Source organism: Paenibacillus peoriae KCTC 3763 (assembly GCF_000236805.1).
GTDB classification, from domain to species: domain Bacteria; phylum Bacillota; class Bacilli; order Paenibacillales; family Paenibacillaceae; genus Paenibacillus; species Paenibacillus peoriae.
Map to the genome: position 1 here is coordinate 100510 of NZ_AGFX01000020.1, position 26208 is coordinate 126717.

Genomic DNA, 26208 nt, shown 5'->3' on the forward strand with positions numbered 1-26208 from the left:
GGGGGAATATACTCAGTGAGCCAAGTTGAGAAAATATCGAGTTATCAGAGTTTAGAATTTGTCGGCATTTATCCTATACAACATATAGAACAACTGCATATTGAACGGAATTTAAATGATCACGCTTTCCTACAAATTCGGGGGATTTTTCCAGAAGGAGAGCAGGCTCGTTTGATTCAAATGGAGGGTGCCTCCGAGTCTGTAGAGGTGATTCAAAAAGATGAGCATGGTAAGCGTCTGAGGACATTATTTCATGGGGAAATTACGCATGTGAATTTGAATACTGTTCGTGATATTTATTATATTGAGATAGAAGCGGTATCACATACGATTCAGTTGGATATAAAGCCTATTACCCGATCTTTTCAAGATCGCAATCTAACCTATGAAAAGTTACAAAGACATATTCTTTCCAAGTATGAAGGATCGGATATTATTGATACTGTATCTCAAAATACCAAATTAAGAGAGTTTACTTTACAATATAGAGAAACGGATTGGGCTTTTTTAAAACGGATGGCTTCACGGTTCGGAGGTGTTTTGGTACCAGAAATTGCTGCTGAAACACCTAAGTTTTGGTTCGGTATGCCTGAAGGAAATGTAGGTGAATTAGATGAGGTGACGTATAGCACAAAACGGAGCTTTGCTGCAATAAGAGGAGAAGGGGACATGATTGAGGCATCAGCTTCATCCCATAAGACCTGTTATACTGTAGAAAGTGGACAGTATTTCCGGCCGGGAGATTGTCTGCGTTTTCGAGGCAAAGAGCTTGTTGTAACACGGATTGTGTCCACAATACGTAGTGGATTACTGTTGCATGAATACACATTAGTCCAGAGCGAGGGAATACGACAAAACCTCTGTTATAATGCCCAGATTTGTGGTGCGTCTTTGGAAGGTAAAGTTATCGAGGTTATGGGAGACCAAGTGCGTGTACATCTGAGCATTGATGAACAACAAAATAAGAGTGAGGCATCATGGTTTCCTTACGACACAGGATTCTCAGCAGAGGGGCATACTGGATGGTACGTTATGCCTGAGCTAGGTGATACAGTACAATTGCAATTCCCAAATGAACGAGAGTCGGAAGGATTTGTGAAGAGTTCTATACGGCGTAATAAGTCATCCACTCCCAAATTGACTGTTCCTGACGTTAAGTATTGGGGGACCAACCGAGGTAAGGAACTGAAGCTAAGTCCATCTGAAGTTTTGGTGACGGCGAAGATGAATAAGGTGTATATCCAACTAGATCAAAATGGAGTGCAAGTTCAAAGTGAAGGTGAACTGTCCATCTACGCTGGAAGGACGTTAACGTTGGATGCAGGTACTAAACTGAGTATGCAGGCTGGGGAGTCTATATATATGCAGGCAGCGAGGAGCAGTTTGATACTTGATGGAGAGACTGATCTTCGCTCATCCCAAGTAAAGCTGGATGGAATTATAAAGCGTCCTGTATATGTTGCCGATCTAGCTCCCGTACCAGAACCTCCACTCATGACGGTGCAAGCCTATAATGAAGTGAATGCATCTCAGAGCAAGCCTGCTCCTGGGAAAACCGTAGCCAAGATGAACCCGAAGTCGGGGATTTTGGACGGAATACTTAGCATGGTCCAAACGTGTCTAAGTGTAGCAGGTATGATTCCCATGGTTGGATCTGTGGCAACAGTGTTAAATACGGGCGTAAACGTATATAAAAAGAATTATACGAAAGCAGGTTTATCGCTACTGGCAAGCGTACCTAAAACTGTTGCTCCCCCTAATCCATTGAATGCCCATTATCTATTGACTAATTCTTTACTAGCTCGTGGGGCAGCGGGGGATAAGAAAGCATTAAACGAATGGGTAAAGAGAGTGAATGCACTACCTAAACCACAAGAGAAAATTTCAGAGTATGAGAAAAGACAAAGGGAGTTAACAGCCACTTACCCTTCAAATCCTACATTGAAATGGATGAAGAAGAATATTCTAGTTCCTTGGGCTGATGGGATTAATTATTTTCTACTAGAAACTACTGCGGGTAAAACGATTGAGCGTTTCAGTACTTCATCTGCTGCTGCTATTGGCAGTCCCGTAGACTATGAGGTAGCATCAACGGGAAATGAAACGGTAGATAAAATAGGTGATTTTGCAGGGAACATTGCAGGGAATTTTTTAACTCCGGTTGGGCCTGGTATCAAAGGGCAAGGGTTTTATTCAGGCACAGTTAAAATTGCAGAAAGCACTTTGGCCACTAAAGCAGGACAGGCTGTTGAAAACAAATTAGCAAACGGTCTAGGGAAAGTAATGAACCCAGAGGTATCCCAAAAGATTTCTAACGGGATTCTTACAGGGAGCATATCTGGTGGATTACAATCTGTTGGCCTTTCTCTGACTCATGATCGCTCAAAGAGTGACGAATTAGCAGAAGCCTTAGTGACGGGGGCGACACTTGGAGGGGTGCTAGGTGGAGCTATTGCGGGACTAGGTCCTTTAGTGAAATCGAACATGGGAAAAGTGTACACATCGGCAAGACAGCTGACAAGTAACGGCAAGCCTGCTCAAATGCTATCGTTGCTCAAACAAAGAATGAAAGTTCAAGCTTCTCCCAAGATCAATTCGGCGAAAACTGTCCCCGAAGGGAAAATTAAAGTTACCACCAAACCAGCCAAAGTTAAACCACGTCTGAACACAAGTGGAGCAGGTAAATATAAGGTTTCATCTTCCAATATTAACCATACGGGATCTATCCCCAAAGGGAAGATCAATATAACTGCCAAGCCATCCAGTGCAAGTATTAAACTTACACCTCCCAAAGTGAGCAAACTAAAGGAGATGCCGCTCGAAACTAAGGGGACGAGTAAAGGTGGTGGTGTAGATTCTAAGATAGGTGTAGTAAGTGAGGGGTCGGGTGGTCAAAATTTACTATCAAGTATAGGGAAAGTAGATGAGTCACCCTCTACAATTAAATATTTGGAAGACAGTATTAGAAATGAGCCGTTTGAGCATGGTCTGTTTTTTAATAAAGATGGTAATGTGATAAGTAGATTAGTTTCTAATGGCGAACAAGCAAAAATTGATCTTTCTTCGTATAAAAATATAGCAAAGGATGCTACATTTACACATAATCATCCTAATAGCAGTAGGTTTAGTATTGCAGATTTAGAAACAGCAGTACATTTCGATATGGCAGAAATAAGGGCTGTGACTCCAAATGGGGTAACGTTTAGTCTTAAGCGAGGAACTGGTGGATGGGATATCAATCCGCTTGATGTTGAGAAAATTTTCAAACAAACACAAAGAGAACTTTCTAGTGACCCTATGGCTCAAGCATTATATAAAGAAGGTAACACAGAGGCAGTATGGGATATACTATATAGTAATATGGCGGGAAAAATTGGAGGGGAGTTTAATGTTTATAAATAATGACGAAAGCATTAATGCGAAATTTCTTTATAGAAAACCTGTAGTTATTGGGGTATTGGACGATAGTGATAATGATCCCAATGATATGAGCTGGATGGTTGATAACTCGTGGGAATTGTTAAAAGTAAAATTTTCAGAAAGTTCTTTTCAGGAGTTAGTTATAGGATTGGTTGAAATATTTAGAAGGGGACAACCGAACTACTCATCACTTGGTGAAATGTTTGGTAACGATACAAAGGTGGAGGGGGATGTCGAGAAAGTAGTATACAATATAACCAATATTGAAAGAAATTTAAATGATATTATAAGAGTCGAGATGTACCTAGACCCTATGAATCGAAATATTAAAGATCTAATTTTATATGTTCAGGAAGGGTTAGATATGTTAACACTTAAAGAAATGCTTAACGAAAAATATGAGGGTTTATCCATTGATTTAAATGGCAAGTTTATTATTACAGATAGGGATTACAGGATCATCATTATATAAAATAATTGTCAAACCGAGTCGAGTCTGCCAAGGAAATAAAGTGTAATCTTTGAAATTGAATCTATTAAGTGCTGAACGGCGGCTGATGAAAGTAACCCCCACCCAGTGCCGATTGAGTCGGGCGGCTAAGCCCAAACAGACTTAACTCATGTAATACCCGTATAAAGATTTCATCATTTCGATTGTACGCACATCAATGCTTAAATTTTATACCCTAAATAACGTAATAGCATTTCATTGAACAGGTTGATTATGGTTAGATACCACCATGATTAACCTGTTTTTTGTTATCTTCGTTTTCTCCACGATTTATCAAAATCTTTCGCAACTGTAGAATACACCGCCCCGATGGATATAGTGCTAGAGACATTGCACCCAAATTGCAGGATAGTGCGACCACTATATTGTCAGGATGAATCTGAGTTATGTCCGCAACGAATTCGACAAAAGTAACGATTTTTATTGTGTAAGGCTGATCTGGTGACGACCAGTTAACGTATAACAGACAGGGTAACGGTTTAAAGTCTAGCCACCTGTCCTCTAATTAAGCCAGAAATTCATGAAAAAATCGGGAGGGGCGGCACATGAAAGGGGTTGCGGTATCTATTGACCGCATTGTCATTGGCTTTACAGACGTCTATTGGGACTTCTTCAATGAGTTTCATAAACGACTCTGTCACTTCTACGGAGTCAAGATGACAGTGGGTGAAAGAAGATTTCAATACCGCATCAGAATCAATACGGGTAAACACTTCTTGCATATCTCCTACAAGATTATCTTTGGATCGGCTACACTAAGTTGGACAGATAACGGCCACAACGGCAGTCATAGCTGGAGCCACGGCAATGACTGTTGCAGCCAGCGAGTACAGTGAAGGAACTAGCGACATCGCTAAAGCCAGACAAGGTGATCTGTCCCAGTCTTATAATTTTGCACGGGATACGTGGCTTGGCGGGAATAAGGAACTCTATAATGCTGTAAAATACGGATCCGTTATGGTTGCAGCGGGCGGAACTTTTGTGTTGACAGGCGGAGCTGCAAGTCTTATTATGCCCGCTATTGGCGGTGGACTTAATTTAGGGATAACATTGGGTTTTGATCGAAATCTTCGGCCTGGTGAAACTTTACTAAGCCATTACATGAGTAGCTTTACCAACGGGTTCGTCAGCGGTGGAATAGCCGGGAAATTTTTTAGTGGATTAAAATGTGGTGCCAGTGCAATCAACATATACTCACGGAGCGTGGCTGCGGGCTTTACCGCCGGAACGGTTCAGGATGTGATGAGTACTGGACAAACAGATGTAACGTCTAATCTGACCCGAAGTGCGGTAGGGGGCGCTTTTTCCTTTTTGGGCAATACCAAGGCAAGCACCTATGTTTCTTCCGTGGTAGGAGATATGGTAGGGTCCATGGCCGATGACTATCGAAAGCATGGGAATGTGAAGGAATCGCTAACGATCGACAATTTAAAAAAGTCCCTGATATCCAGCCTCGCCAATCTCGTTACACGTTCAGATCCGGTAGATGTTGTTAAAGGCAGATTTTATTTTACGGCGACAGATTTGGTGGTTTATGATATTGGCCCGTCGATTGAGATGGTCCGTACATATAACTCCATTCATCGGGTTGCAGGGGCAACGGGCAAAGGATTTACTTTTACCTATGAAAGCTCGCTCCAACGGGTGAAGGATCATATTCTGGTCATATGTACAGACGGACACTATGAAAGCTTTATTCTTCAGGGTGACCAATGGGTTAACGAGAGGGGAGGCAAGCAGGAATATGCTCTCACGGAGAACATTGGAATGCGGGAGTATGTATTGCAGGATCTGCAACGTAATGCATACGTGTACGATTTCGAAGGTCGTCTGTTACGCATAACCGATCGTTCCGGGAACCAGACCGTACTTCATTATAACCATGATGGACTGTACAAGTTGACCACGCCAGGCGGAAAAGAAATCAAATTCACTTATGAAGCCGGCAAGCTGTAGTTATTTGGTTTGATCACTTTCAAATGTTATCGGTGATGTTATACCACGGATCCGGGACACGTTTGAAGCCAGGTCCGTCATCCAGACCAGATAGGTAAGTCGATTCAGCAACGTCCGAAAGAGATTCGTTCCCGTGAGACGTGGGGTCACTGGGAACTCGATATGGTGGTATCCAGCCGCGGAAAAAGCAAAGTCTGTCTAGAATCTGGTTAAACGGAAAACGCGACTGTACACCGCTATAAAGATGCCTGACTGAACTGCTCTTTCCATGGAAGTCGCCTTCGGAGTCGGTGCATCCCAATTCTCTCAGGGGATGTTTCAAACGCCTACCGTGGGCCGTGGTAAGGAGTTTGTTAGCGTCTTTGGAGTCTATTTACAACCTGGAGGTCTATTTTGCGGATCCGTATTCTTTCCGGGGCAATGGGGTTCGAATGAGAATGGGAACGGGCTGAGAAGGAATACAATATAACAGTTCGGTGATAAAATTATTGGGATATGAGGTAGGGAGGAACAATTATGTATGAAAAAAATGTTGTAAGAGAATTATTGATCGATTCAACACATGGTATACAGAAGGCTAAAACATATTTCGAAGAGAGGTTTGATGACAAGTTATTACTGGATTTATTGGTAGAATTTGCTTTGGGTGATTACTCAACTGATGCTTCAATGACGGCTTCATATTGGATATCCCAATTTTCTGAGGACTTACTTCGTGGTATCGAAGAAAATTTATTGGTTCTCCAGCAGTATGAATTAAATAGTATTTCAGTTCACGCGCTGGTGGCGCTCGGAAAAATTCAATCCACAAGAGGATTAAAGTTCCTTTTAGAGAATAAAATAGCTCCAAAGTTACATTGGGAAGCAGTTGCACTTGAATATCATCTGAAAAATTTGATATTTATAGAATAAACGGATCGACCGGACTTCACCGCTTTCAAAAGCTTATTCCAACTTGATCCAACGAGAGGAATAAGCTTTTTGTATTTCGTAAATCAGCAGAAAATAACCAGAGTACTCCCAATCTTCTGGATGAAAACAATGACTTGCTGTTCGTCCACGTTAAAGTTAATCTACACTCTCCAACGACGGAGAGGAATGTTAATTGTGTCATACTGGTAGAAAGGTGCTTGGCGGGTGGGAGATGATTTAAAACAGATTTATTTAAAAAAATACAAAGTATCTTCAATACTAAAACTCTCATTGTTAGAGTCACTTATTAGATCGAAGCAACTCCATTTGTATTAATGAAATACATTCCAGTAGAGGCATTTAAAAAAGAATAAAAGAACTAAGACCTAAGTTGTATGGTGACATTATCAGATGTTGGTGAATAGCTCCTTGGCCCCAAAAACAAGCAGGGAACTCGTATGGGTCTTTTTTTAATATTTAACTTATTTTAATATAAATTTCCCCTATGTAAGCCTATACATTCTTTTAAATAAAAAAGATGACATATGTCTAAAAAACAGGAAAAAAGTCGCTGGGACTATAGTCGCTCGTTTGGTGGATTATGTATTCCCTAATCTGCTGAAATTCGACATTTTTTATGATAGATGAATGTATTCGAGATTAATCCAGAAGTCAACGAGGTTATCGTATCAAGGAATATGCCCTTTTTAGGAATCCATAAGAGGGAAACTTTAAAGGGCAAGTAGCAGCCATTGCGCAATTGTGCTTGTTCTGCATGAGCTTTTCTTTATCGGTAAACCATATATTGTAAAATCAGTTCGATTAGATTAGAGAATTTGCATACATATGTATAAAAATGAGTATTAGGTCTTAGAAACTCCCTTTACTACTGTAAATTGACAAAATATAAAGCAGTAGCTAATATGGTTTGGGAGTACGGGAGATTTTGGAATTTATAAAAGGGGTAATGAGTTTTGAACAAGAGACTAGATAACAGAGGTAGAAACAAAATGAAATGGACCCAAACGATTTTTGCAGTGCTGGTAGGGCTTAGTCTGGTGTTATTTAGTGGAGGTAGCGCATGGGCTTCATCCAATGAACAATTAACATGGATAGAAGGCGGCAGAAAGGTAGACTTGGGAAATGTGGCTGAGGTTGATTTGGATACTTCGCTTCTTTTTCTGGATGCGGCTAACACAGCAAAAGCGAGCAAATTGAATCACGACAAGCCCTCTGGCAACGAAATTGGAAGTATATTTCCTAAAGATGAAAATCAAAATTGGGAAGTGATTTTTGAATACCATGAGCTTGGGTACATCAAGGATGATGAAAAAGAAGACATCGACGCGGATGCCATTCTGGAAAGCTATAAAAAAGGTACAGAAGAAAGCAACAAGGAAAAAGCGGAAAGTGATCGCCTCTATGTAACGGGCTGGGATGTAGAGCCCTTCTATAATGAAGGAACTCATAATCTAACCTGGTCCATGCTGGCGGAGGATGGAAACAAGGAGAAACTGATCAACTATAATGTTCGTTTGCTTACCCGTCAAGGTTATATTTCTGCAATATTAGTATCCGATCCTGCGCATTTGGATGCGGACAAGAAATTTTTGAGTGAGAAAATATTGCCCAAGCTGACAGTCAAATCAGGCGAGCGATACGAAGATTTTAATGCTTCAACGGACAAAATTTCCGAATATGGCCTGACCGGACTGATTTTGGGAGGAGCAGGTTTGGCGGTAGCCAAAAAAGCAGGATTGTTGGCCTTACTAATTGCTTTTTTTAAGGGCGCAGGAGTTAAGGTTATCGTAATTATTGGTGCAGCTTGTGCAGGTGTTTTTGGTGTGATAGGCAAGTTTTTTGCCAAATTATTCCGCAGGAAAAAATCAGAAGCGGTGCAGGATGAAACGAACGACCGCGAGCATTCAGAGACATTACCGTAACCCCAAGCTGACATGATCAATTAAATTAATAAATAAACAGATAAAGAGGGGAAAATGTATGTCGGTTAACAGTGCTATGGAGACACAAATTTATAAATTGGAGGATAAAGGTTTTGCTGTTCTTCATTCCTATGCCATTCTAACCAATCTGACTCAGGCTCAGGCAGAAGCAATCGCTGCACAGCTCTCGGAAGGGACAGTGGCCGCAGAGGAAATGGAGCAACATGAGAACTGTATTCCCTTAAATGCAATAGAGAGTGTACAAACGAATTTGACTAAATTTGATGATACGTTGCTTCTCACCTATACAAAAGGAGGGAGCTCCAAATCTGAAAAGGTGAAAATGGAATTTGCCAGTGACGAAAAGGATAAGTTTGTCCAGCACATGTACAGCTATATGAAGCAGGATTACTCTTATGAGGAATATACGAATACCGCTTGGGCATCTATGAAACCGTCGTTTGTTTTTTTCCTGTACACGTTGCTCATCGGGGGCTTTCTCTCCTGGCTGGCGTATTATATGGAGACGGCTGAAGAATATTCGCTCAGGGTGCCCGCCGTCCTGTACCCGGTTGTAGAGCTAATTTCACATACCGGATATATTCCGGTGGCTATCTTTATGGGGGGAATTGCATTAATCTCCTTAATGATGGTCGTAAAAAGAGCCGTCAAACCAAGCACTAGACTGGTTATTAAGCGCAAATCTCAATCTCAGGCTGCCTGAGAAGTACACAGTCTATACACAGCTTAGCAGAATAAATTTACCTGAACAGATGATCATGGTGGCAATAGCCCCCGTGAATCATCTGTTTTTAGGTTGTTTTACTTGCTACAATAAATATATTGTACCAGCCGTATCCTTTGGGGATGCGATTCCGTCTACCTTAACGAAACACCTGAACACAATGGACGAAGCAAAGGGGGGCCCCAAACATGGCCTTTGTGATATCCGAACGGACGCCAAATCAATCGTCCCCGCCTAAGGAAAATGAATTGTTGCAAAAAGTGCTGCCTGTGCTCTATCGCTACTGTCTTTCGTTGACAGGATCGGTATGGGATGCCGAGGATTTAGTACAAACGACCATCCTGCATAGGCTGCAATCCGAGAAGAGCCTGCATGGGGTGGAAAATGAAGAGGCTTATTTGATCCGTTCCGCGCGGAATAGATGGATTGATCATATTCGCAGGCAAAACGCCCAGAAGCGCCTATCTGCCCCTGACGAAAAAGAGTTTGCCCATCGGCATGAAGAGCCTTCCCGGTATTGTAATGAAGAGTACACACCAGATCTGGAGCTGGCGCTTCAATATTTAAGCACACATGTATCACCATGGCAGCGAACCATCCTGGTGCTTAGGGATGTATGGGGCTACACGGCGCCGGAGACGGCAGAGCTGCTGGATACGACGGAAGGTGCGGTAAAGTCGGCATTGAGTCGAGCACGCGCTCTGCTCGCTCAGAGGCACAGGGAGGGTCATAAGCTGGAATCTGTATCCATACCTGAGCTTGAAGGAGAAAGAGAATGGCTTAAAGCTTATTTGGCTGCCTTTCGCACTGGAGACGTGCAGCGCTGGATTACGCTTAGCTTGAACGATGCTGCTGAACCGATAGCGATTGCCGGCTCTGTGCTGTACCAGCGCTTTTATCCTTCCGGTACTCTAATAAATTCCCATACGTCTCATGACATCAAGGCTATGATGGTCGCTTAACAAGAAGGGAGTTTATGCCAATGAGCACCATTCCTTATGTAATTGAGCAAACGAGCCGAGGAGAGCGAAGCTATGATATTTACTCCCGGTTATTAAAGGATCGCATTATTATGGTATCAGGTGAGATTGAGGATCATATGGCCAATGTCATTGTAGCTCAGCTGCTGCACCTCACTGCCGAGGATTCCGAAAAGGATATTCAGATGTATATAAATAGCCCGGGCGGGTCCATTTCGGCAGGGTTTGCCATTTACGATACGATGCAATTTGTGAAAAATGATATATCTACCATATGCACAGGGATGGCAGCGAGCTTTGGTACGATTTTATTGACTGGAGGCACAAAAGGCAAGCGAATGGCATTGCCCAATAGTGAGATAATGATCCATCAACCGCTGGGTGGAGCGAAGGGGCAAGCTTCTGATGTATTGATTTATGCCGAGCGTCTGATCAAAAGCCGACAACAGCTCAACCGCATCTTGGCAGATCACACCGGGCAACCGCTGGAACGGGTGGAAAAAGACACCGAAAGAGATCACTTCCTTACGGCTGAAGAAGCGGTAGCATACGGCTTGGTTGATCGGATTGTTACACGTATCTAACTGTTTTTGAAAATTTCATATGATCCCTCGCTAATTCTGAAAAAGTTCAAACTTTGTTCATTGCAATTGATGTGCAATAGGATTATAATTTCAGACGGATTCAAGGGGCTTATCCCGGAATTCATGGGAATGATCCCATCTGAGCTTGCATATGGCATGCTCAAATAAGAATTAAGCGAGGGATTTACAATGAAAACCTGCTGCACCATCCAAGTTGACGAAGACAGTTTAGTTATTGATTTGCCGGAAGAAGGAACCACGTTAGAGTCCCTGCTCGGTGATATTGAGAGCTGTGGAGGCAGTGAAGAACCTTGGCTGCAACTCATGGACAAGGTAATGGGCAACTCATCTGAGACTGTACTGACAGATCAAGCGACGGATGGCGGCGATAAGAAGAAGGATCAGACGACCCAAGGACCTCAGGCAGCCGCTCAGAGGTAATAAGGGAATCAATCACATACACGATGATATACAAGACTGCTATACCGAGCCTAAGGCCTCGGGAGGCAGTCTTTTTTTAGCAGCATTTTGCATAATTCGATTCCTAACGCTCAAAAGGTTGGAAGTATCTTCTTGTATGTTAGCTAAAACTCGTCAAATTTCGAGCTGACTAAATAAGTCTTTTGTCCCTCTATGATAGTGAGTGATTCATAATTATCCCATAACCGTGACTTTTAGTTCATTTTCTACCATAAAGTCGAAATGTACTATAGAACTAACTATAATAGTAGTATCATCCATATACAGGTAAGTGACATCGAATTTGGACCTGATCCTCTTGTTGCATGAAGGGAGGGGTAGAAAGGCAGAGAACAACGTACTGATAACACTTTATTAAAAGAGGAAGGAATGTGTAAATGATGAAAAAGCAAAGGCAATGGGTCCTGCCAAGGATCGCAAAGAAAGTTGCAGTGATGTTGACTGCGGTATTGATGTTAACGTTAACAAACGGATTCAACTGGGACACACAAACGGCAGAGGCTGCCGGAACGACTCCTGTGGAGCGTTATGGACAACTTTCAGTGAAAAACGGGAAATTGGTAGATAAAAGTGGAAAGCCTGTACAGCTCAAAGGGATTAGCTCTCATGGAGTGCAATGGTTTGGGGATCTAATAAACGAAGATTCGATGAAATGGTTGCGGGACGATTGGGGCATTTCCTTGTTCCGGGTTGCGTTGTACACTGAAGAAGACGGTTATATTTCAGATTCTTCATTAAAAAATAAAGTGAAAGAAGCGATTGAGGCAGCAGAGAAACTGGGCTTGTACGTCATTATTGACTGGCATATTCTTTCGGATGGCGATCCGAACATTCATAAAGAAGAGGCTAAGGCTTTCTTTGATGAATTTGCCACTCAATATGGCCATTTGCCCAACGTAATTTATGAGGTTGCCAATGAGCCGAATGGTAATAATGTGAAGTGGAACAGCCAAATCCGGCCTTATGCATCGGAGGTATCCCAGGTCATTCGTGCCAAGGACCCGGACAATGTTATTATTGCAGGAACAGGCACATGGAGTCAGGATGTACATGATGCAGCAGACAATCCACTGCCAGACAAGAACACCATGTATACCGTACATTTCTATGCGGGAACACATGGACAATATTTACGGGATCGGATCGATTATGCGCTGAATAAAGGCGTGGGTGTATTTGTTACCGAATGGGGAACAAGCGATGCTTCGGGTGACGGTGGTCCGTTCCTGAACGAATCCAAGGTATGGACCGATTTTCTGGCCAGCCGTGGAATCAGTTGGGCAAACTGGTCGCTAGCCGACAAAGAGGAGTCATCTGCTGCGCTACTGCCTGATGCTGACCGTAAGGGCGGATGGCCTGACTCACAATTGTCAGCTTCCGGAAAATTCGTAAAACAGGCGATTTTGGAAGGCTCCAGCAATAACGGTGGAGACAGCAACAATGGTGGCGATAACGGAGGAAACACACCGGGCAGTGATCAGGGGATTGTGCTGCAATATCGTACTAGCGATACGAACACAAGGGATAATGCCATTCGGTCTGAATTTAATATCAAAAATACAGGTACAACCGCTGTGAAGCTGAGTGATCTGAAAATTCGCTACTACTACACAGATGAAAGCAAACAAGCGCAGCAATTTTTTGTAGACTGGGCCAAGATTGGCAATGAAAAGGTAAAGGCGTCTTTTGTAACATTACCTAATCCGAAGGCCAAGGCTGATAAATATGTGGAAATTTCTTTCACGGATGCAGCAGGAAGTATTCAGCCCGGTGAGGAAAGCGGAGAAATAAAATCCCGAATTCATGCTGTCAACTGGAGCAATTTTGATAAGACCAACGATTATTCGTATGGTGCGGGCCAAACTGCATTTGCAGACTGGGACCATGCCACTGTATACCAGCAGGATAAGCTGGTATGGGGCATACAACCTTAGAAGCCATCTATAAGTTACTTTGGAATTAAAGAATATGGGACTTCAGGCTGCGATGATTTGGCGATTTGGAGTATAGCATATGCGCCTTTGGTATATGGGTAATGGAACTTTAGGAGGGAGTACCTGACACTTTAGCTCCGGCATATATACTACCAAAGTACCATATCCTATTCGACTTTCGTGGTGCTTCAAGTACTCCTTAGGTACTTCATCAACTGCTTCTATAGTACAGAGGATTTGGTCCCATTGGACCGTTCCTCAACGACAAGCCCCCGCTGTTGCCATTACAGGCAGGCGGGGGCTTGTTAATGTTTCGGAAGCTCTGCGTCCGTTCAATTATGTTTATGCCAAATTAAAAGCTTTGGCCAGCAGACGATAGGACTGAACACGTTTATCAAAGTCATGAATGGAGGAGACGACCAGCAGCTCATCGGTACGATACTGCTCAGCCAGTCTTAGCAGCTGTTCCTTACATTGCTCAGGTGTCCCTACAACACGCCATGCTGCGGACTGACGCAGCCGCTCGCGGTCAAGCTCGGTGTATGGATAGGACATTGCCGTTTTCACTGACGGGAGAGAGTTCATTTCTTTGCCTTGCATGAGCAAAAGGAAGTATAAGCTGGCACTCGACGCCAACTGCTCGGCTTCCTCTTCCGTTTCCGCACAGGCTACAGTAACCGCCGCCATGGAGCGGGGCTTATCCCCCAGGATGGACGGCTGAAATTGCTCGTGATAACGTACGGTAGCTTCCACACCACCCGGAGTGCCGAAAAATTGGGCAAAGGCATAGGAAGCACCCATCATCGCGGCCAATCTGGCACTCTCCCCGCTGGAGCCAAGCAGCCACATCTTGGGAACGGTCGGAACCATCGGGGAGGCATGAAGCCCGGCAAAACGATGATTGTCAGGCGCAGAATCATGGAAGTAGTCGATTAAATCGAGAATCTGCTGCGGATATTGTTCGACAGATTGATACTTGCCCTCCTGCAGCGCACGAGTAGCCAGCGGCAAACCACCAGGAGCACGTCCTATTCCCAGGTCGATGCGCCCTGGATGGAGCGCCTCCAGCAGCCGGAAATTTTCGGCGACCTTATACGCGCTGTAGTGAGGCAGCATAATACCGCCTGAACCAACACGAATACGTGATGTATGAGCAGCCAAATGCGCAATCAGGACCTCGGGACTGGAGTGCGCTAGTGTTTTGGACGCATGATGCTCGGATACCCAATAACGGCTGTATCCCAATTGATCAGCTTCACGCGCTAAATCTGTTGTATTGGATAATGCATCATAAGCAGTACCGCCTTCAGGAATATGAGACTGGTCCAGTATACCCAGTTTAAGCATATGCAATCACCTCTTACACAACTGTATCAGACACAACTCATTAGGTCAAAACTTAGAATGGGAAGGTTGGAGTTTGAGACCCTTTTCGTTATAATGAAGATTGTGCAGGATGAGAAAACATCCTTGCTTTTGGAGAGGGGAACGAATTGTGTTAAGAACACCTTTGGGGCGTGTCCGGCTCATGCTCTGGATTCAAGCTATAGCGTATTTGGCGATACTTTTCACCCACCAGCCGCTGCAAGCTGCGGGCCTGACCCAGGCGGTTATGGTGATTGGTAATATATATCGGGTAAGCTTTCTGCTCCTTCTCGTCGCTTTGATCTATGGCAAAACAGCGTTGCATTGGCCCATCCGGTGGCCTCTATTTATTATGTTTGCATCTTTTATTCCGTTTGGTCTGATGATTATGGATTTTGTGTGGGTGCGAAAATGGACAGGGGATTCAGCAGCCAAACAGCGAGCTGCATCGTAACATTTGAAGATGTATCTGGTGAGCAGTGGCGGACCTTGCCTGTAAGTGCGGGGGCTGCCCTCGTTGAACTAAAAAGAGCATTACGCAATTGGGACTGGCTGGACTGGTCTCATTTTGAGGCGTAGTGCTCTTTTTTATATTAAGCTCTATCCGGTACAGTGGACGCCTCCAGCTTTCTAAGCAGCTCAAATGCCTTTTCGTTGGTGCTTCCACACGTATCCTCCTCAGCATGAAATCCGCTGCATACGGCTGGACGCTCGGGCTTGCCAAACAATTGACAACGGTAATCCGAAGTGAGCTGAGGGCAGGGTACACCAGCTGGTTTTCCATCCGGCATGCCGGGAATCGGGGATGAAATCGTAATGGCAATGCAGCACGCGGCACATCCGACTCGGCACTCCATTGGGGTCACTCCTTATCATGTGTTATTTTTGTTACCCATGCATGAAGTGACTTCAATGAAGCCATAATGTGAGGATGGCACAAAAAAAGCAGGAATACAAGGATAACTGTATTTTAGACATGCTTTTCACACAAGGGGCATAAATCGTCGAGGAGGTACATAAGATGTTATCAAGCCCCTAAATCAGCGTGCTACCCAAAGGTAATATTAGCCAATTGTCCTCTCTGTGATCAAAAAGAGTTCGAGTGGTTAATAATAGAACACGACGATAAAAACTTAAACGAGGTGACGTAAAATGAGTTGGTTATGGGCATTGATTGTTGGTGGTATTATTGGTTGGTTGGCAGGAATCATCGCAGGTCGGGATGTCCCGGGTGGTGTCATTGGCAATATCATCGCCGGTTTTATTGGTGGATGGTTGGGAAGCTTGGTTCTGGGGAACTGGGGTCCTGTAATCGGATCGTTCTACATCGTTCCTGCATTAATTGGTGCGATCGTGCTGGTTGTTATCGTAAGCTTGATCTTCCGTTCCGTTGGACGAAGCAGAGGCTAATTTTAGGAATCATGAATAGACTGTCCTCCATGAGGCACAAAGATAAAATGAAAGAAGCTGCTTCCGCAAGGCTCACAAATGAGCCTGTGGGAGCAGCTTCTTTATTTTGCAAAAAAGAGCGTCCGTTTCTTATTGAAAGCGTCTGATGTGGGAAACACATAAAACGCCTAGTACGATACACATGCCGATGGCTGCAAACATGCCGATCGTGAAGATACCACCAAGCTTGTCCGCCACGGCCCCTACTGCCAGATAGCCTACAGGCAGTAGGGCAAAGGAAAACATTAGATCCAGACTGGCTACACGGCCAAAGGATTCGGCGGGCACCAATTCCTGAAGGCTGGTCTCCCAGATAATTGCAAATATCATAATGCCGAAGCCTTCGAGCATCATGCTCATAATCAATCCGGGCATCCAGGTGACGACAGACAACAGGAGCAAAGCAAGGCCGCTGACCAAAGCACCTAGGTAAGCGAGCAGACCGCGATGCTTCCAATGCCTACGTGACCCATACACAAAGGCCCCCACCATAGCGCCAACGCCGCTGCTTGCCATGGCGACACCGTACACAACGGGACTATAGCTATGATGAACCTTGAACAGCCACGGAACGAGTACAGCAATAATGCCTGAATAACAAATATTAATGAAGGAAAAGGCCAGAATCGTAATCCACAGCCAGGGATGGCTTTTGAGAATGGTAAAGCCTGCTATAAAGTCCTTGAGAAAATGCTGTCCACCTTGATCCTGCTGCTCTGGATCTGCCTTTGGCTTACCGATGATTGAGGCCAAATGAGCGCTCAGCATCCAAAAGCAGGCAAAAGAGATTAGATAAGTGACAGAATCCAGTCCAAAGCCGACGCCTGGCGAGGAAAAGGATACAATGAAGCCTCCCAACGGAGGGCCAAGCAGACGGACGGCTTGTATACTGATCTGACTGAGCGCGTTAGCCGCATTGCGAATGTCCGGTGTGAACACCTGTGCCCGCAAGGCAGAATAAGCCGGGTTAAAGATGCCGTCCATCAATCCGTATAACGCAAGGCCAATGAACAGAAACGGCATTTTCATTCCGCCGGTAAACATCAGCACTGCTGCAACAGACATTAATCCGAATCGGGCGATATTCGTAAACAGAAGGAGACGGATTCGATCAATTCTGTCGACGATCATCCCGGCGAAGGGCAGAATAAGTACGTTAGGCAGCATATAGACAGTCATTGCCAATCCCATGATTGTAGTGGAACCTGTCAGGGAATAGATGACCAGTGGCAAAATAACGGTCGTGACTGAGCTTCCCAGCATAGCAATCCAATGTCCAAGCCACAGCAGGGTGAATGCTTTGGATTGCTTTACAGGTGAAGTGAAGGTAGCCCAGGCTGAGTGGCTTTCTTCAGGTGAACTAGAGGATAAGGTTGAATTTTGGGTATCCATATTAGTATGTATTCCTTTCAAACAGAGTTGAGGTAAATATTACTAAACTCCATATTGAAACCTATTATACGAAACCACAAGCGTAAAGGTACAGAGAAAGTTGCTATGATAGCTGTGAAAATGAATAGCTTGCTTCTGAATGAGTCACCCTAGAATGAGATTTGGAGTACAAATATGATATAGCATACCTTTTGCATAGGGATTATTGGATAAAAGCATTGACGTGTCAAAATGAATGATGTACTATTCAATGAGCCAGCCACCGTGCTAGGTTATCAAGAACAAGGAAAAGAGTGTGGTTAACATGAAAAAATTTAACTTTTTACCGATTGTACTTATCGTGATGGCTTTGCTGATTTCAGCCTGCGGTAACAATGATAAAGGCGCTAATACGAATAATGCTGCGACCGGAGACACCGGAACTAACAATGGAAAAGCAGATACAACCGCTACGGCTACGCTTGAATCTGTAAAAGCGAGCGGCAAGCTGAGAATCGGCACAGAAGGAACCTATGCTCCGTTTACCTACCATGATGCTGCTGGCACACTGACAGGCTTCGACGTCGATATTGCGACAGAAGTAAGTAAACGTCTGGGTGTCCAACCGGAGTTTATCGAGACACAATGGGACGGTATGTTCGCGGGATTGAACTCCAAGCGGTTTGACACGGTGTTCAATGAAGTGTCCATTAACGATGAGCGCAAGCAAAAATACGAATTCTCCGATCCGTACATTGCCTCCAAAGCAGTTCTGATCGTGAGTGAAGATAATACGGACATCAAGAAGTTTGCTGATCTAAAAGGTAAAAAGGCCGGGCAATCCCTGACCAGCAACCTGACTCAAATCGCGAAAAGCAACGGCGCGGAAATTGTAGCAACGGAAGGATTCAACCAAGCCATTGACCTTCTGACATCCAAACGAGTGGATGCGACCGTCAATGACGGATTATCCTATCTCGATTTGAAAAAGCAAAAGCCTGACGCTCCTATCAAAAAGGTGGATGAGTCTTCAGATGCTTCATATAGCGCAGCTGTCTTCAATAAAGGCAGCGAAGATTTGATCAAGGCAGTAAACAAAGCGCTGGCTGACATGAAGGCTGACGGTACGTACCTGAAAATTTCCGAGAAATATTTTGGAGCCGATGTATCCAAATAACAATGAATGATCGAAGATTCGATGAGTCGAACCGGATTTTCACAAACCTATCTTTTTAAAGGATGTCTGTATAATGGATGAACGCCAAATACAAATCATTATGGATTCATTATTGCCTCTGCTAAAAGCAGGGGTTTCTTTTACAATTCCGCTCACCCTTATCTCCTTTGCTTTGGGACTCGTGCTGGCGCTGATTACAGCGTTGGCCCGGCTGTCCAAATGGAGAATACTCAAGCTGATCTTCGGCTTCTATGTATGGGTGATTCGGGGAACTCCTTTGCTAGTGCAATTGTATATTATTTTCTACGGTTTACCTTCTGTCGGTATTACACTGGACCCGTTTATTGCTTCAGTGATCGGCTTTACGCTCAGCGTGGGGGCCTATAGCTCTGAAATTATGCGTGCTGCTATTATTTCCATTCAGGAAGGCCAATGGGAGGCAGGATATTCTCTGGGGATGACGCGCTGGCAAGTGCTGCGGCGTATCGTGCTTCCGCAAGCATCCCGTGTGTCTGTACCTCCGCTCGCTAATTCATTCATCAGCTTAGTGAAAGATACTTCTCTGGCTGCGACCATTACCTATGTGGAAATGTTCAGAACAGCTAACCAGATTGTAGCCACTACGTATGAACCGTTATTGGTGTATACCGAGGCGGGGGTTATTTACCTGCTGTTTAGCACCATTTTGACTGTGCTGCAAAATTATTTGGAAAAGCGCCTGAGCCGTTTTTCCGTTAGATAAAGGAGATTGTACCGGTGATCCAAATTCGGAATATACACAAATCGTTCGGCTCGCTGGAAGTGCTGAAGGGTGTTAACGTGACACTGGATAAGGGGAAGGTGCTCGTGATCATCGGCCCGTCCGGCTCTGGAAAAACAACACTTCTGCGCTGTTTGAATTTACTGGAGGTTCCTGATCAGGGAGAGATCCAGCTCGGAGATATTGCACTGAATTTTGCCACAGGAACGAAGCTCCGGCAAGAAAGCATTTTGGCATTGCGCAAACGGACAGGTATGGTGTTTCAATCCTACAACCTGTTCCCGCATATGACAGCCGTGCAAAATGTAATGGAGGGTCAAGTCACCGTTCAGAAAAAGAACAAGGACAAGGCGCGCAAACGTGCATTGGAGCTGCTTCAAAAGGTGGGACTTGCAGAAAAAGCAGAATCCTATCCGCATCAGTTGTCGGGAGGACAACAGCAACGGGTCGGTATTGCCCGGGCAATGGCGGTCGAACCGGAAGTGCTATTGTTCGATGAGCCGACCTCTGCTCTTGATCCCGAATTGGTAGGCGAGGTGCTCAAGGTCATGAAGCAGCTGGCTGCTGAAGGGATGACTATGGTCATAGTCACGCATGAAATGAAATTTGCAGCCGAGGTTGCGGACCATGTTATTTTAATGGATCAGGGTGTGATTGTTGAGCAGGGCACGCCGCATGATGTTCTGGAGCAGCCCACCAGTCCACGGGCTATTCAGTTCTTGAATCGTCTGAGCGGGGAAACGGAATAAAGGGGAGCCATATAAGTTCAGCTTATATATCCTGAAGAAGAGAAAAGAACCTCTGACTGCGCCAATATGGGCATCAGAGGTTCTTTGCATATTCAGAAAAATCCAACTCGCCCTTCGGCTGCACTTTTTAACCAATCCTGCTTGCGGCTCTTATCCAGCTCGCCCCGCATGTCTTTAATAATCAGCTCGATATCTGCTTTTCCATGCTCATGCCATTCCAGCGCAGCGCTGACATACAGCTCTCCGAGCTGAGCCAACGAAAAGCCATCAGTCAACACCGCTGCCTTTTGCGTACCTGCTTCACCTGCAAAAACAAGGAAGTTACGCAGCTTGAGATAGGCTAATCGCAGTGCTTCGTCAGGCAAACTGATTTCATAGGCCCGGTCGAAACGACCTGCCCGATTCATCAGACCCGGATCAATTTTCTCAGGATAATTGGTCGTTCCGATCAGGAAGATGCCTTCCTTGGAGGTAGCCCCGTCAAGGGTATTCAGGAAAAAGGAGCGAACCTCTTGCGGCATGGAATCAATGTCCTCAATGACCAGCACCATCGGAGCCAGGCGGGTAGCCGCCTCGAACACCTCTCTGACCGACTCACTGGTCGTGTACTCGGTAATCTGCCAGTAAGCGGCTGGCCCTGGTACACTGCTTGCAATTGATTTTACAAGCGTCGTTTTGCCGTTGCCTGGATGGCCGTACAGCAATATACCGCGTTTGTAAGGAATGTTATACGTCTGATAAAAGGTACGATCTGCTTCGAAAAATTGATCAAGTGAGCGGAAAATATCCCGCTTGATTTCGGCCTTCAATATAACATCTTCCCGTGTAATTGCTCGCGTAATCGGTTCTGCCTGCCGGGAAAGTCCACGGCTTGTATCGGTAAAAACGGTGACCCGCTTCATATTTTGCTTACGTTCACGACCACGTACTCCCGCGAGGAAGCTTTGCAGCTCCTGATCGCCTATGGCAAATACGTAATCTTCATTATATACGCCATTCTCACGGAAGAAGGGAACCCGCGCCAGCGCGATGCCCCACTTGGGATAGGCAAAAACATTATTACGCATCGACAGATGCACGCCGTATTCTGGAGTTGGCCCGTCATCGTCATATTGAATGGTGCGTTCCTCCAAACGATCAAACACTCGCGCCACATGCTCCAGCTCCGGGCTGCCTGAACGAATGTCCTCCTCCAGCAGGTCCCAATACTCAATATTGGGATCATCACTGGCGTACAGCTCATATTTTATACCATAGCGATGATAGAGTGCTTCGCTGATGCCGTCGATCAAACGGGCATATGCGGCATAGCCGGTAATACGCCCATCTGTATGTTCATCAAATTGGTAAATAGCCGGGATGTTTATACTCAAATTATTTGGCTCCTTTCAGGGCAGCCAGCGGCTTGCATTTGGCTACAACGGCTGCGAGTCCTGCCCCGGTGACACTTTCGATAATATCATCTACATTTTTGTAGGCTTGGGGAGATTCGTCGAGAATGCTCTCCAGTGATGCCTGATTAACTACAATCTCGTCGTCCGTCCCTACACCGAGTGCTCCGGCAAAATCATCCGCACTGACGAGCCGTTTGGTTGCAGAGCGTGAACGAATACGGCCCGCTCCATGGCAAATGGAGTGGAAGTTATCCTGGCCGCCCGGCAAACCGACCATAATATAAGAGGCCGTACCCATAGAGCCTGGAATCAGGGCCGGGTGCCCTGTCGCCTGATAGGGTCGCGGATTGTCGGGGTGACCTGCCGGGAGCGCGCGTGTAGCACCTTTACGATGTACGAACACGCTGCCGTGCTCCGGATGAGATTCCTTCCAAGCATAATTGTGCATCAGATCGTACAAGGTACGCAACTCGCACTTTGTACCAAAAACATCGTGGAAGGCTTCACGTACGGAATAGGCGATCAGATGCCGATTCACCACGGCATAGTTCAGCGCAGAATACATCATATCAACATAATGTACAGCTTCGGGATGATCCAGCGGCGCAAATACCAGTCTCGGGTCGGAGGTGCCGAGTCCGAGACGACCCATCGCCTTGGCGATGGCAGACGAACTGGTCTGGCTGACCGCTCCGCCCCAAGCCCGTGATCCGGAGTGGATCATCACGGCCACCTGACCGTCAAACATGCCCCAGGCTTCGGCTATTTTGCGGTTTTCTTCCGCAATTTCAATCGCCTGAATTTCGACGAAATGATTGCCGCCGCCCAGTGTGCCAAGCTGTCGGTGAGCTCGATGCCATGTGCGATCTTCGACGAGATTCAGTACCTCTTCGTCAAATGAGAACTTGCTATGCTCCACATGAGTGAGCGAGGTTGATTTTTTAGGTGTGTAGCTGTCCGGAATATATTTATTGGGCAAGCCATGCAGCCCTTTGCGTACAATATGCTCCAGCCGAATATCCGAATAATGCCCGCGCTGATGGGCTTCCATCGGCAAGTATTTGTCGATGGCCTTGACCAGCTTACGGCGCAGCCTGGTTTCCTTTAGGGCATCCTTGTGCAGATTGGTCAGGTGTACACGCATGCCGCAGCCAATATCGCTGCCGACGATGGAGGGAGATACATAGCCGTCCTCCATGCCCCATACAGCAGTCGTACCGATGCAGGTTCCGACGCCTACATGTACGTCCGGTGTGTATCCCATATAGCGGATTCCGGGGATTTGTAGATTGTTATTAGCCATTTCGAACACTTTGTAATCGAACGAGGAGAGAAGCTGTGCAGAAGCATATACGGTCAGATCACCTGCCGGAAGCTTCATTAGATGACTGTATGGTCCTTCATGAAAGGACGAGTCGGTTGTATGTGATGTACTCATATAATTGGGTAATTCCCTTCTTCATGTAGATTCATAAATAATTGCATCATATTGATCTGAAAAAACAAAAAAAGCCGCAGACTTGTCGTCTACGGCTTCCTGCACCGAAAGTGTCATTACATTTTATGATCCGTACATCATAAATACGTAAAATAACCTGTTCTTCCAATTGCACAAAAAATAATAAAGCCCGGTTAATCACGCCGTCAGACAGCGTGATATCACCCATCATGTCGCCCGAACGGGGCCGATGAGACGAAAATTCAAATATGTGGTTGTGTCATGCTGTCTATCTGTCGTTATCATGTAAAGCACAGTCATGTCTGTCGGCCCCCTTTTCTTAAAGTTAATTGTTATATTAATGGAAACCTGTGGAAGCTGTCAACCCTGATAAGGTAGAAACATAGAAAGATGTGACTATATTCATAGTGAAGTGTGAGTAACATCATAGTTCAATTGGCCCAAAGCTGTTATTGTACTGAATATTCAAATATTCAGATATTGTTGGTCGTTTATAGGACAACTTATATGAGGGGATGGAGCAAGCATGGAAGGAGATCTCCAGAAGTTTAAGGCCGACTTTTTCAAAGCATTGGCTCACCCTCTGCGCATCCGCATTTTGGAGGTGCTGAGTGAAGGAGAGCGGAATGTGAACGAGTTGCAGACTGCTCTCGGTTCCGAAGGTTCTGCCGTATCGCAGCAATTGGCCGTTTTACGGGCCAAAAATTTGGTGAACAGCTTCAAGGAAGGCACAACGGTCGTGTACTCATTACGTGACCCGCTTTTGACGGAGTTGCTTGCGGTGGCACGGCGGATTTTTGACAATCATTTGGTCCAGGCGATCTCGTTGCTGGAAGGTATACGCAACGAGAAGTAATGCTACTACAGAAAAGAAGGGTTACAGGGATGAAGTGGATAGGAAGGTTCGAAGGCTATAGTGCAGGGGCTTTGCGAAAGGATTTGATTTCCGGAAGTATTGTAGCGATTGTGGCGATTCCGCTCGGCATGGCGTTTGCCATTGCATCAGGTGTTAAGCCGGAATATGGGCTGTACACAACGATAGTAGCGGGAATTCTGGTTTCACTGCTGGGAGGGTCCAAATTTCAGATTGGAGGACCTACAGGCGCGTTTATTCCCATTTTGCTCGCGATTGTCATGCAATACGGTTATGAGAATTTACTTATAGCCGGTCTTATGGCGGGGGTTATACTCATCTTAATGGGCGTGCTGAGGCTGGGCGTACTGATCAAGTTTATTCCCAAGCCGGTAACGATTGGGTTTACGGCGGGGATTGCCGTGACGATCTTCAGTGGTCAGATTGCCAACTTTCTCGGCTTGCGCGGGGTAGAGCGACATGAGACTTTTTTGCCTTCCATGGGGGAGCTGATCCGTCGATTGCCATCACTGAATGTGTACAGCATTCTGACGGCTTGTATCTGTCTCGCCGCCCTGATTTGGGTGCCTAAAAAGTGGCCGAAGGTGCCGGGTTCGCTGGTTGGCTTGCTCTTGTCAACATTGGCAGCCGCCTGGCTTTTTCCAGGGCAGGTGGCTACAATCGGCTCTGCTTATGGAGATATTCCTGCTTCTTTGCCTGAATTACATATTCCTACGATGACTTGGGATTTGATCGTGAAGCTGCTGCCGCCAGCACTCGTAATTGCGATGCTGGGGGCCATTGAATCTTTGCTTTCCGCAGTGGTAGCTGACGGGATGACGGGTACAAAGCATAACAGCAATCGCGAACTGGTTGGACAAGGTATTGCTAATCTGCTCACACCGTTATTCGGCGGCATTCCTGCGACCGGTGCAATTGCCCGCACTGCCACAAATATCCGCAACGGTGCTGTTTCTCCTATATCCGGCATTGTGCATGGGCTCGTTGTGTTTCTCATTTTGGTGCTCTTTGCTTCATATGCATCCAATATTCCGCTCGCCAGCATGGCTCCGGTGCTGATGGTGGTAGCCTGGAATATGAGTGAGCGCAAGCACTTTGCACATATTCTTAAGACGCGGACAGCAGATTCTATCGTGCTGGTTGTTACCTTCCTGCTGACCGTTTTTACAACGTTGACCACAGCGGTTGAGGTGGGGCTGGTTTTGGCGGTTGTGTTGTTCGTCAAACGTATGAGCAGTACACTTTCGGTAAATAAAGTGCTTCCTGATCCTTCTATGAAACATGAAAAAGTCGGCGCGCATATGGTCACAGAGCAGCATGATTGCCCTCAGGTAGCCATTTATAATGTGGAAGGTCCGCTGTTTTTCGGAGCAGCTTCTGTATTGGAAAGCTCAGGAATGGGGGGCAGGGCTGACCACCAGCAAGGGATTTTGTTGCTGCGGATGGGCAAGGTCCCTTTTATGGATATGACGGGGGAAGCTAATTTTACCGCATTAATTCAGAAATATCGGCAGTTTGGAGGGACGGTGCTTGTGTCGGGGCTTCAGACTCAACCGCAGGCATTGCTGCAGAAAACCGGATGCTACGACATGATTGGACAAGATCATTTTTTCGAACACACCGGAGAAGCGATTACAGCCGCCATTGCACTGGTGAATCAGAACCAATGCTTGGGATGCAGGCAAATGGCTTTTCGGGAATGTGCCACTCTGTGCGGCAAATCGCAAGAGCGGCAGGGAGGGGCAGGATTGCATAAGCCAGCCGCGCAGTCCAAGTCTTCCTTTCCAGATACTGCCGTTCCGGTTTCCATATCAGTAAATAGCGGCAGATAGCGCGCTTCCAGATTTGTTGCTGAATGCCGAATAATCTCTTCTATTTTCCGTCGAAAGTACGTAATCAAAACTCGCATTTGATTTGAAAAATGGAAGAGATTTTTTCTGCTTTTCAGAAAAAAAGGAATAAAATTCAAAAAAGTGCTTGAATATCTGATTTTATGACACTATACTAGATTCAAAAGATACCATATGTATCATTGTTTTGTTTTAAATTGTATTTTAATATACGAAATGTTAACTTCCTCGACAACTTCTAAGTTCTTTTATCCTACCTTTCACTTCATTTTTTCTCTTACTTTCTCCAAGACTT

The 26208-nt window shown here is 45.4% G+C and carries 23 protein-coding genes and 1 pseudogene; 19 read left to right on the forward strand and 5 right to left on the reverse strand.

Annotated features, from left to right (window positions below; genetic code table 11):
• Window positions 1–15 precede the first annotated feature (15 nt).
• From KQI_RS27435 to KQI_RS0113635, 12 genes and pseudogenes are all read left to right on the forward strand, one after another.
• Window positions 16–3402, forward strand: a complete 3387-nt coding sequence (locus KQI_RS27435) for a hypothetical protein (protein ID WP_010347324.1) — start codon at window positions 16–18, stop codon at window positions 3400–3402.
• The gene (locus tag KQI_RS0113590; protein ID WP_010347325.1) at window positions 3389–3892 is read left to right on the forward strand and encodes a hypothetical protein; all 504 of its coding nucleotides are present in this window, start codon (window positions 3389–3391) and stop codon (window positions 3890–3892) included. Before KQI_RS27435 ends, KQI_RS0113590 begins: the two co-directional genes overlap by 14 nt.
• Window positions 3893–4476: 584 nt before the next feature.
• Window positions 4477–4767 carry a hypothetical protein gene (locus KQI_RS0113595; protein WP_010347327.1) on the forward strand — a complete coding sequence of 97 codons (291 nt, stop codon included), beginning with the start codon at window positions 4477–4479 and terminating at the stop codon, window positions 4765–4767.
• Window positions 4739–5887: a DUF6531 domain-containing protein gene (locus KQI_RS0113600; protein WP_010347328.1), complete on the forward strand. Its 1149-nt coding sequence runs from the start codon at window positions 4739–4741 to the stop codon at window positions 5885–5887. The genes KQI_RS0113595 and KQI_RS0113600 overlap by 29 nt, the downstream gene beginning before the upstream one ends.
• Before the next feature lie 90 nt (window positions 5888–5977).
• Window positions 5978–6344 (forward strand): annotated as a pseudogene (locus KQI_RS29810) (IS30 family transposase); the annotation flags it as partial.
• A gap of 59 nt (window positions 6345–6403) precedes the next feature.
• A complete protein-coding gene (locus KQI_RS0113605; protein WP_010347330.1) occupies window positions 6404–6799 on the forward strand; it encodes a hypothetical protein in 396 nt (131 codons plus the stop codon).
• A 1010-nt stretch (window positions 6800–7809) separates the two neighbouring features.
• Complete coding sequence (locus KQI_RS0113610) at window positions 7810–8742, forward strand: DUF2167 domain-containing protein (protein WP_010347331.1); 933 nt, start codon at window positions 7810–7812, stop codon at window positions 8740–8742.
• Between the two features lie 58 nt (window positions 8743–8800).
• Complete coding sequence (locus KQI_RS0113615) at window positions 8801–9466, forward strand: hypothetical protein (RefSeq protein WP_010347332.1); 666 nt, start codon at window positions 8801–8803, stop codon at window positions 9464–9466.
• A gap of 209 nt (window positions 9467–9675) precedes the next feature.
• Complete coding sequence (locus KQI_RS0113620; protein ID WP_010347333.1) at window positions 9676–10449, forward strand: RNA polymerase sigma factor; 774 nt, start codon at window positions 9676–9678, stop codon at window positions 10447–10449.
• A gap of 20 nt (window positions 10450–10469) precedes the next feature.
• Window positions 10470–11051 (forward strand): ATP-dependent Clp endopeptidase proteolytic subunit ClpP, encoded by a 582-nt coding sequence (clpP, locus tag KQI_RS0113625; protein WP_007431550.1) that lies wholly within the window; start codon window positions 10470–10472, stop codon window positions 11049–11051.
• Between the two features lie 189 nt (window positions 11052–11240).
• A complete protein-coding gene (locus KQI_RS0113630) occupies window positions 11241–11492 on the forward strand; it encodes a hypothetical protein (RefSeq protein ID WP_010347334.1) in 252 nt (83 codons plus the stop codon).
• A 416-nt stretch (window positions 11493–11908) separates the two neighbouring features.
• On the forward strand, window positions 11909–13465 hold the full coding sequence (locus tag KQI_RS0113635; RefSeq protein ID WP_010347335.1) for a cellulase family glycosylhydrolase: 1557 nt from the start codon (window positions 11909–11911) through the stop codon (window positions 13463–13465).
• A 342-nt stretch (window positions 13466–13807) separates the two neighbouring features.
• On the opposite strand, the gene KQI_RS0113640 is transcribed toward KQI_RS0113635, so the two are convergent.
• The gene (locus tag KQI_RS0113640) at window positions 13808–14812 is read right to left on the reverse strand and encodes an LLM class flavin-dependent oxidoreductase (protein ID WP_010347336.1); all 1005 of its coding nucleotides are present in this window, start codon (window positions 14810–14812) and stop codon (window positions 13808–13810) included.
• A 148-nt stretch (window positions 14813–14960) separates the two neighbouring features.
• Between KQI_RS0113640 and KQI_RS0113645 the strand changes: the two genes are divergently transcribed.
• Window positions 14961–15284 (forward strand): DUF3817 domain-containing protein, encoded by a 324-nt coding sequence (locus tag KQI_RS0113645; protein WP_010347337.1) that lies wholly within the window; start codon window positions 14961–14963, stop codon window positions 15282–15284.
• Between the two features lie 139 nt (window positions 15285–15423).
• Here the strand turns inward: KQI_RS0113645 and KQI_RS26875 are convergent, their stop codons facing one another.
• Window positions 15424–15687, reverse strand: coding sequence for a YkgJ family cysteine cluster protein (locus KQI_RS26875; protein ID WP_010347338.1), 264 nt, complete (start codon window positions 15685–15687; stop codon window positions 15424–15426).
• A gap of 295 nt (window positions 15688–15982) precedes the next feature.
• Between KQI_RS26875 and KQI_RS0113655 the strand changes: the two genes are divergently transcribed.
• Window positions 15983–16240 (forward strand): GlsB/YeaQ/YmgE family stress response membrane protein, encoded by a 258-nt coding sequence (locus KQI_RS0113655; RefSeq protein WP_007431543.1) that lies wholly within the window; start codon window positions 15983–15985, stop codon window positions 16238–16240.
• Between the two features lie 129 nt (window positions 16241–16369).
• Here KQI_RS0113655 and KQI_RS0113660 read toward each other — a convergent pair whose 3' ends face one another.
• Window positions 16370–17671 (reverse strand): MFS transporter, encoded by a 1302-nt coding sequence (locus KQI_RS0113660; protein WP_010347339.1) that lies wholly within the window; start codon window positions 17669–17671, stop codon window positions 16370–16372.
• A 304-nt stretch (window positions 17672–17975) separates the two neighbouring features.
• On the opposite strand from KQI_RS0113660, the gene KQI_RS0113665 reads away from it, so the two are divergent.
• The 3 genes from KQI_RS0113665 to KQI_RS0113675 all read left to right on the forward strand — a co-directional run bounded on the left by KQI_RS0113665 (window position 17976) and on the right by KQI_RS0113675 (window position 20336).
• Window positions 17976–18827, forward strand: coding sequence for an amino acid ABC transporter substrate-binding protein (locus KQI_RS0113665; protein ID WP_010347340.1), 852 nt, complete (start codon window positions 17976–17978; stop codon window positions 18825–18827).
• A gap of 73 nt (window positions 18828–18900) precedes the next feature.
• Entirely contained in the window at window positions 18901–19569 is a 669-nt protein-coding gene (locus tag KQI_RS0113670; protein WP_010347341.1) for an amino acid ABC transporter permease, read from the forward strand.
• Between the two features lie 14 nt (window positions 19570–19583).
• Entirely contained in the window at window positions 19584–20336 is a 753-nt protein-coding gene (locus KQI_RS0113675; RefSeq protein WP_010347342.1) for an amino acid ABC transporter ATP-binding protein, read from the forward strand.
• Between the two features lie 92 nt (window positions 20337–20428).
• Here KQI_RS0113675 and KQI_RS0113680 read toward each other — a convergent pair whose 3' ends face one another.
• Both KQI_RS0113680 and KQI_RS0113685 read right to left on the reverse strand, forming a co-directional pair.
• The gene (locus tag KQI_RS0113680; protein WP_010347343.1) at window positions 20429–21709 is read right to left on the reverse strand and encodes an AAA family ATPase; all 1281 of its coding nucleotides are present in this window, start codon (window positions 21707–21709) and stop codon (window positions 20429–20431) included.
• A gap of 1 nt (window position 21710) precedes the next feature.
• Window positions 21711–23168: an RtcB family protein gene (locus tag KQI_RS0113685; protein ID WP_029390152.1), complete on the reverse strand. Its 1458-nt coding sequence runs from the start codon at window positions 23166–23168 to the stop codon at window positions 21711–21713.
• 547 nt (window positions 23169–23715) lie between these two features.
• Here KQI_RS0113685 and KQI_RS0113690 point away from each other — a divergent pair.
• Both KQI_RS0113690 and KQI_RS0113695 read left to right on the forward strand, forming a co-directional pair.
• Window positions 23716–24045 (forward strand): ArsR/SmtB family transcription factor, encoded by a 330-nt coding sequence (locus KQI_RS0113690; protein WP_010347345.1) that lies wholly within the window; start codon window positions 23716–23718, stop codon window positions 24043–24045.
• Between the two features lie 29 nt (window positions 24046–24074).
• Window positions 24075–25895, forward strand: coding sequence for a SulP family inorganic anion transporter (locus tag KQI_RS0113695; protein WP_010347346.1), 1821 nt, complete (start codon window positions 24075–24077; stop codon window positions 25893–25895).
• Window positions 25896–26208: the final 313 nt, after the last annotated feature.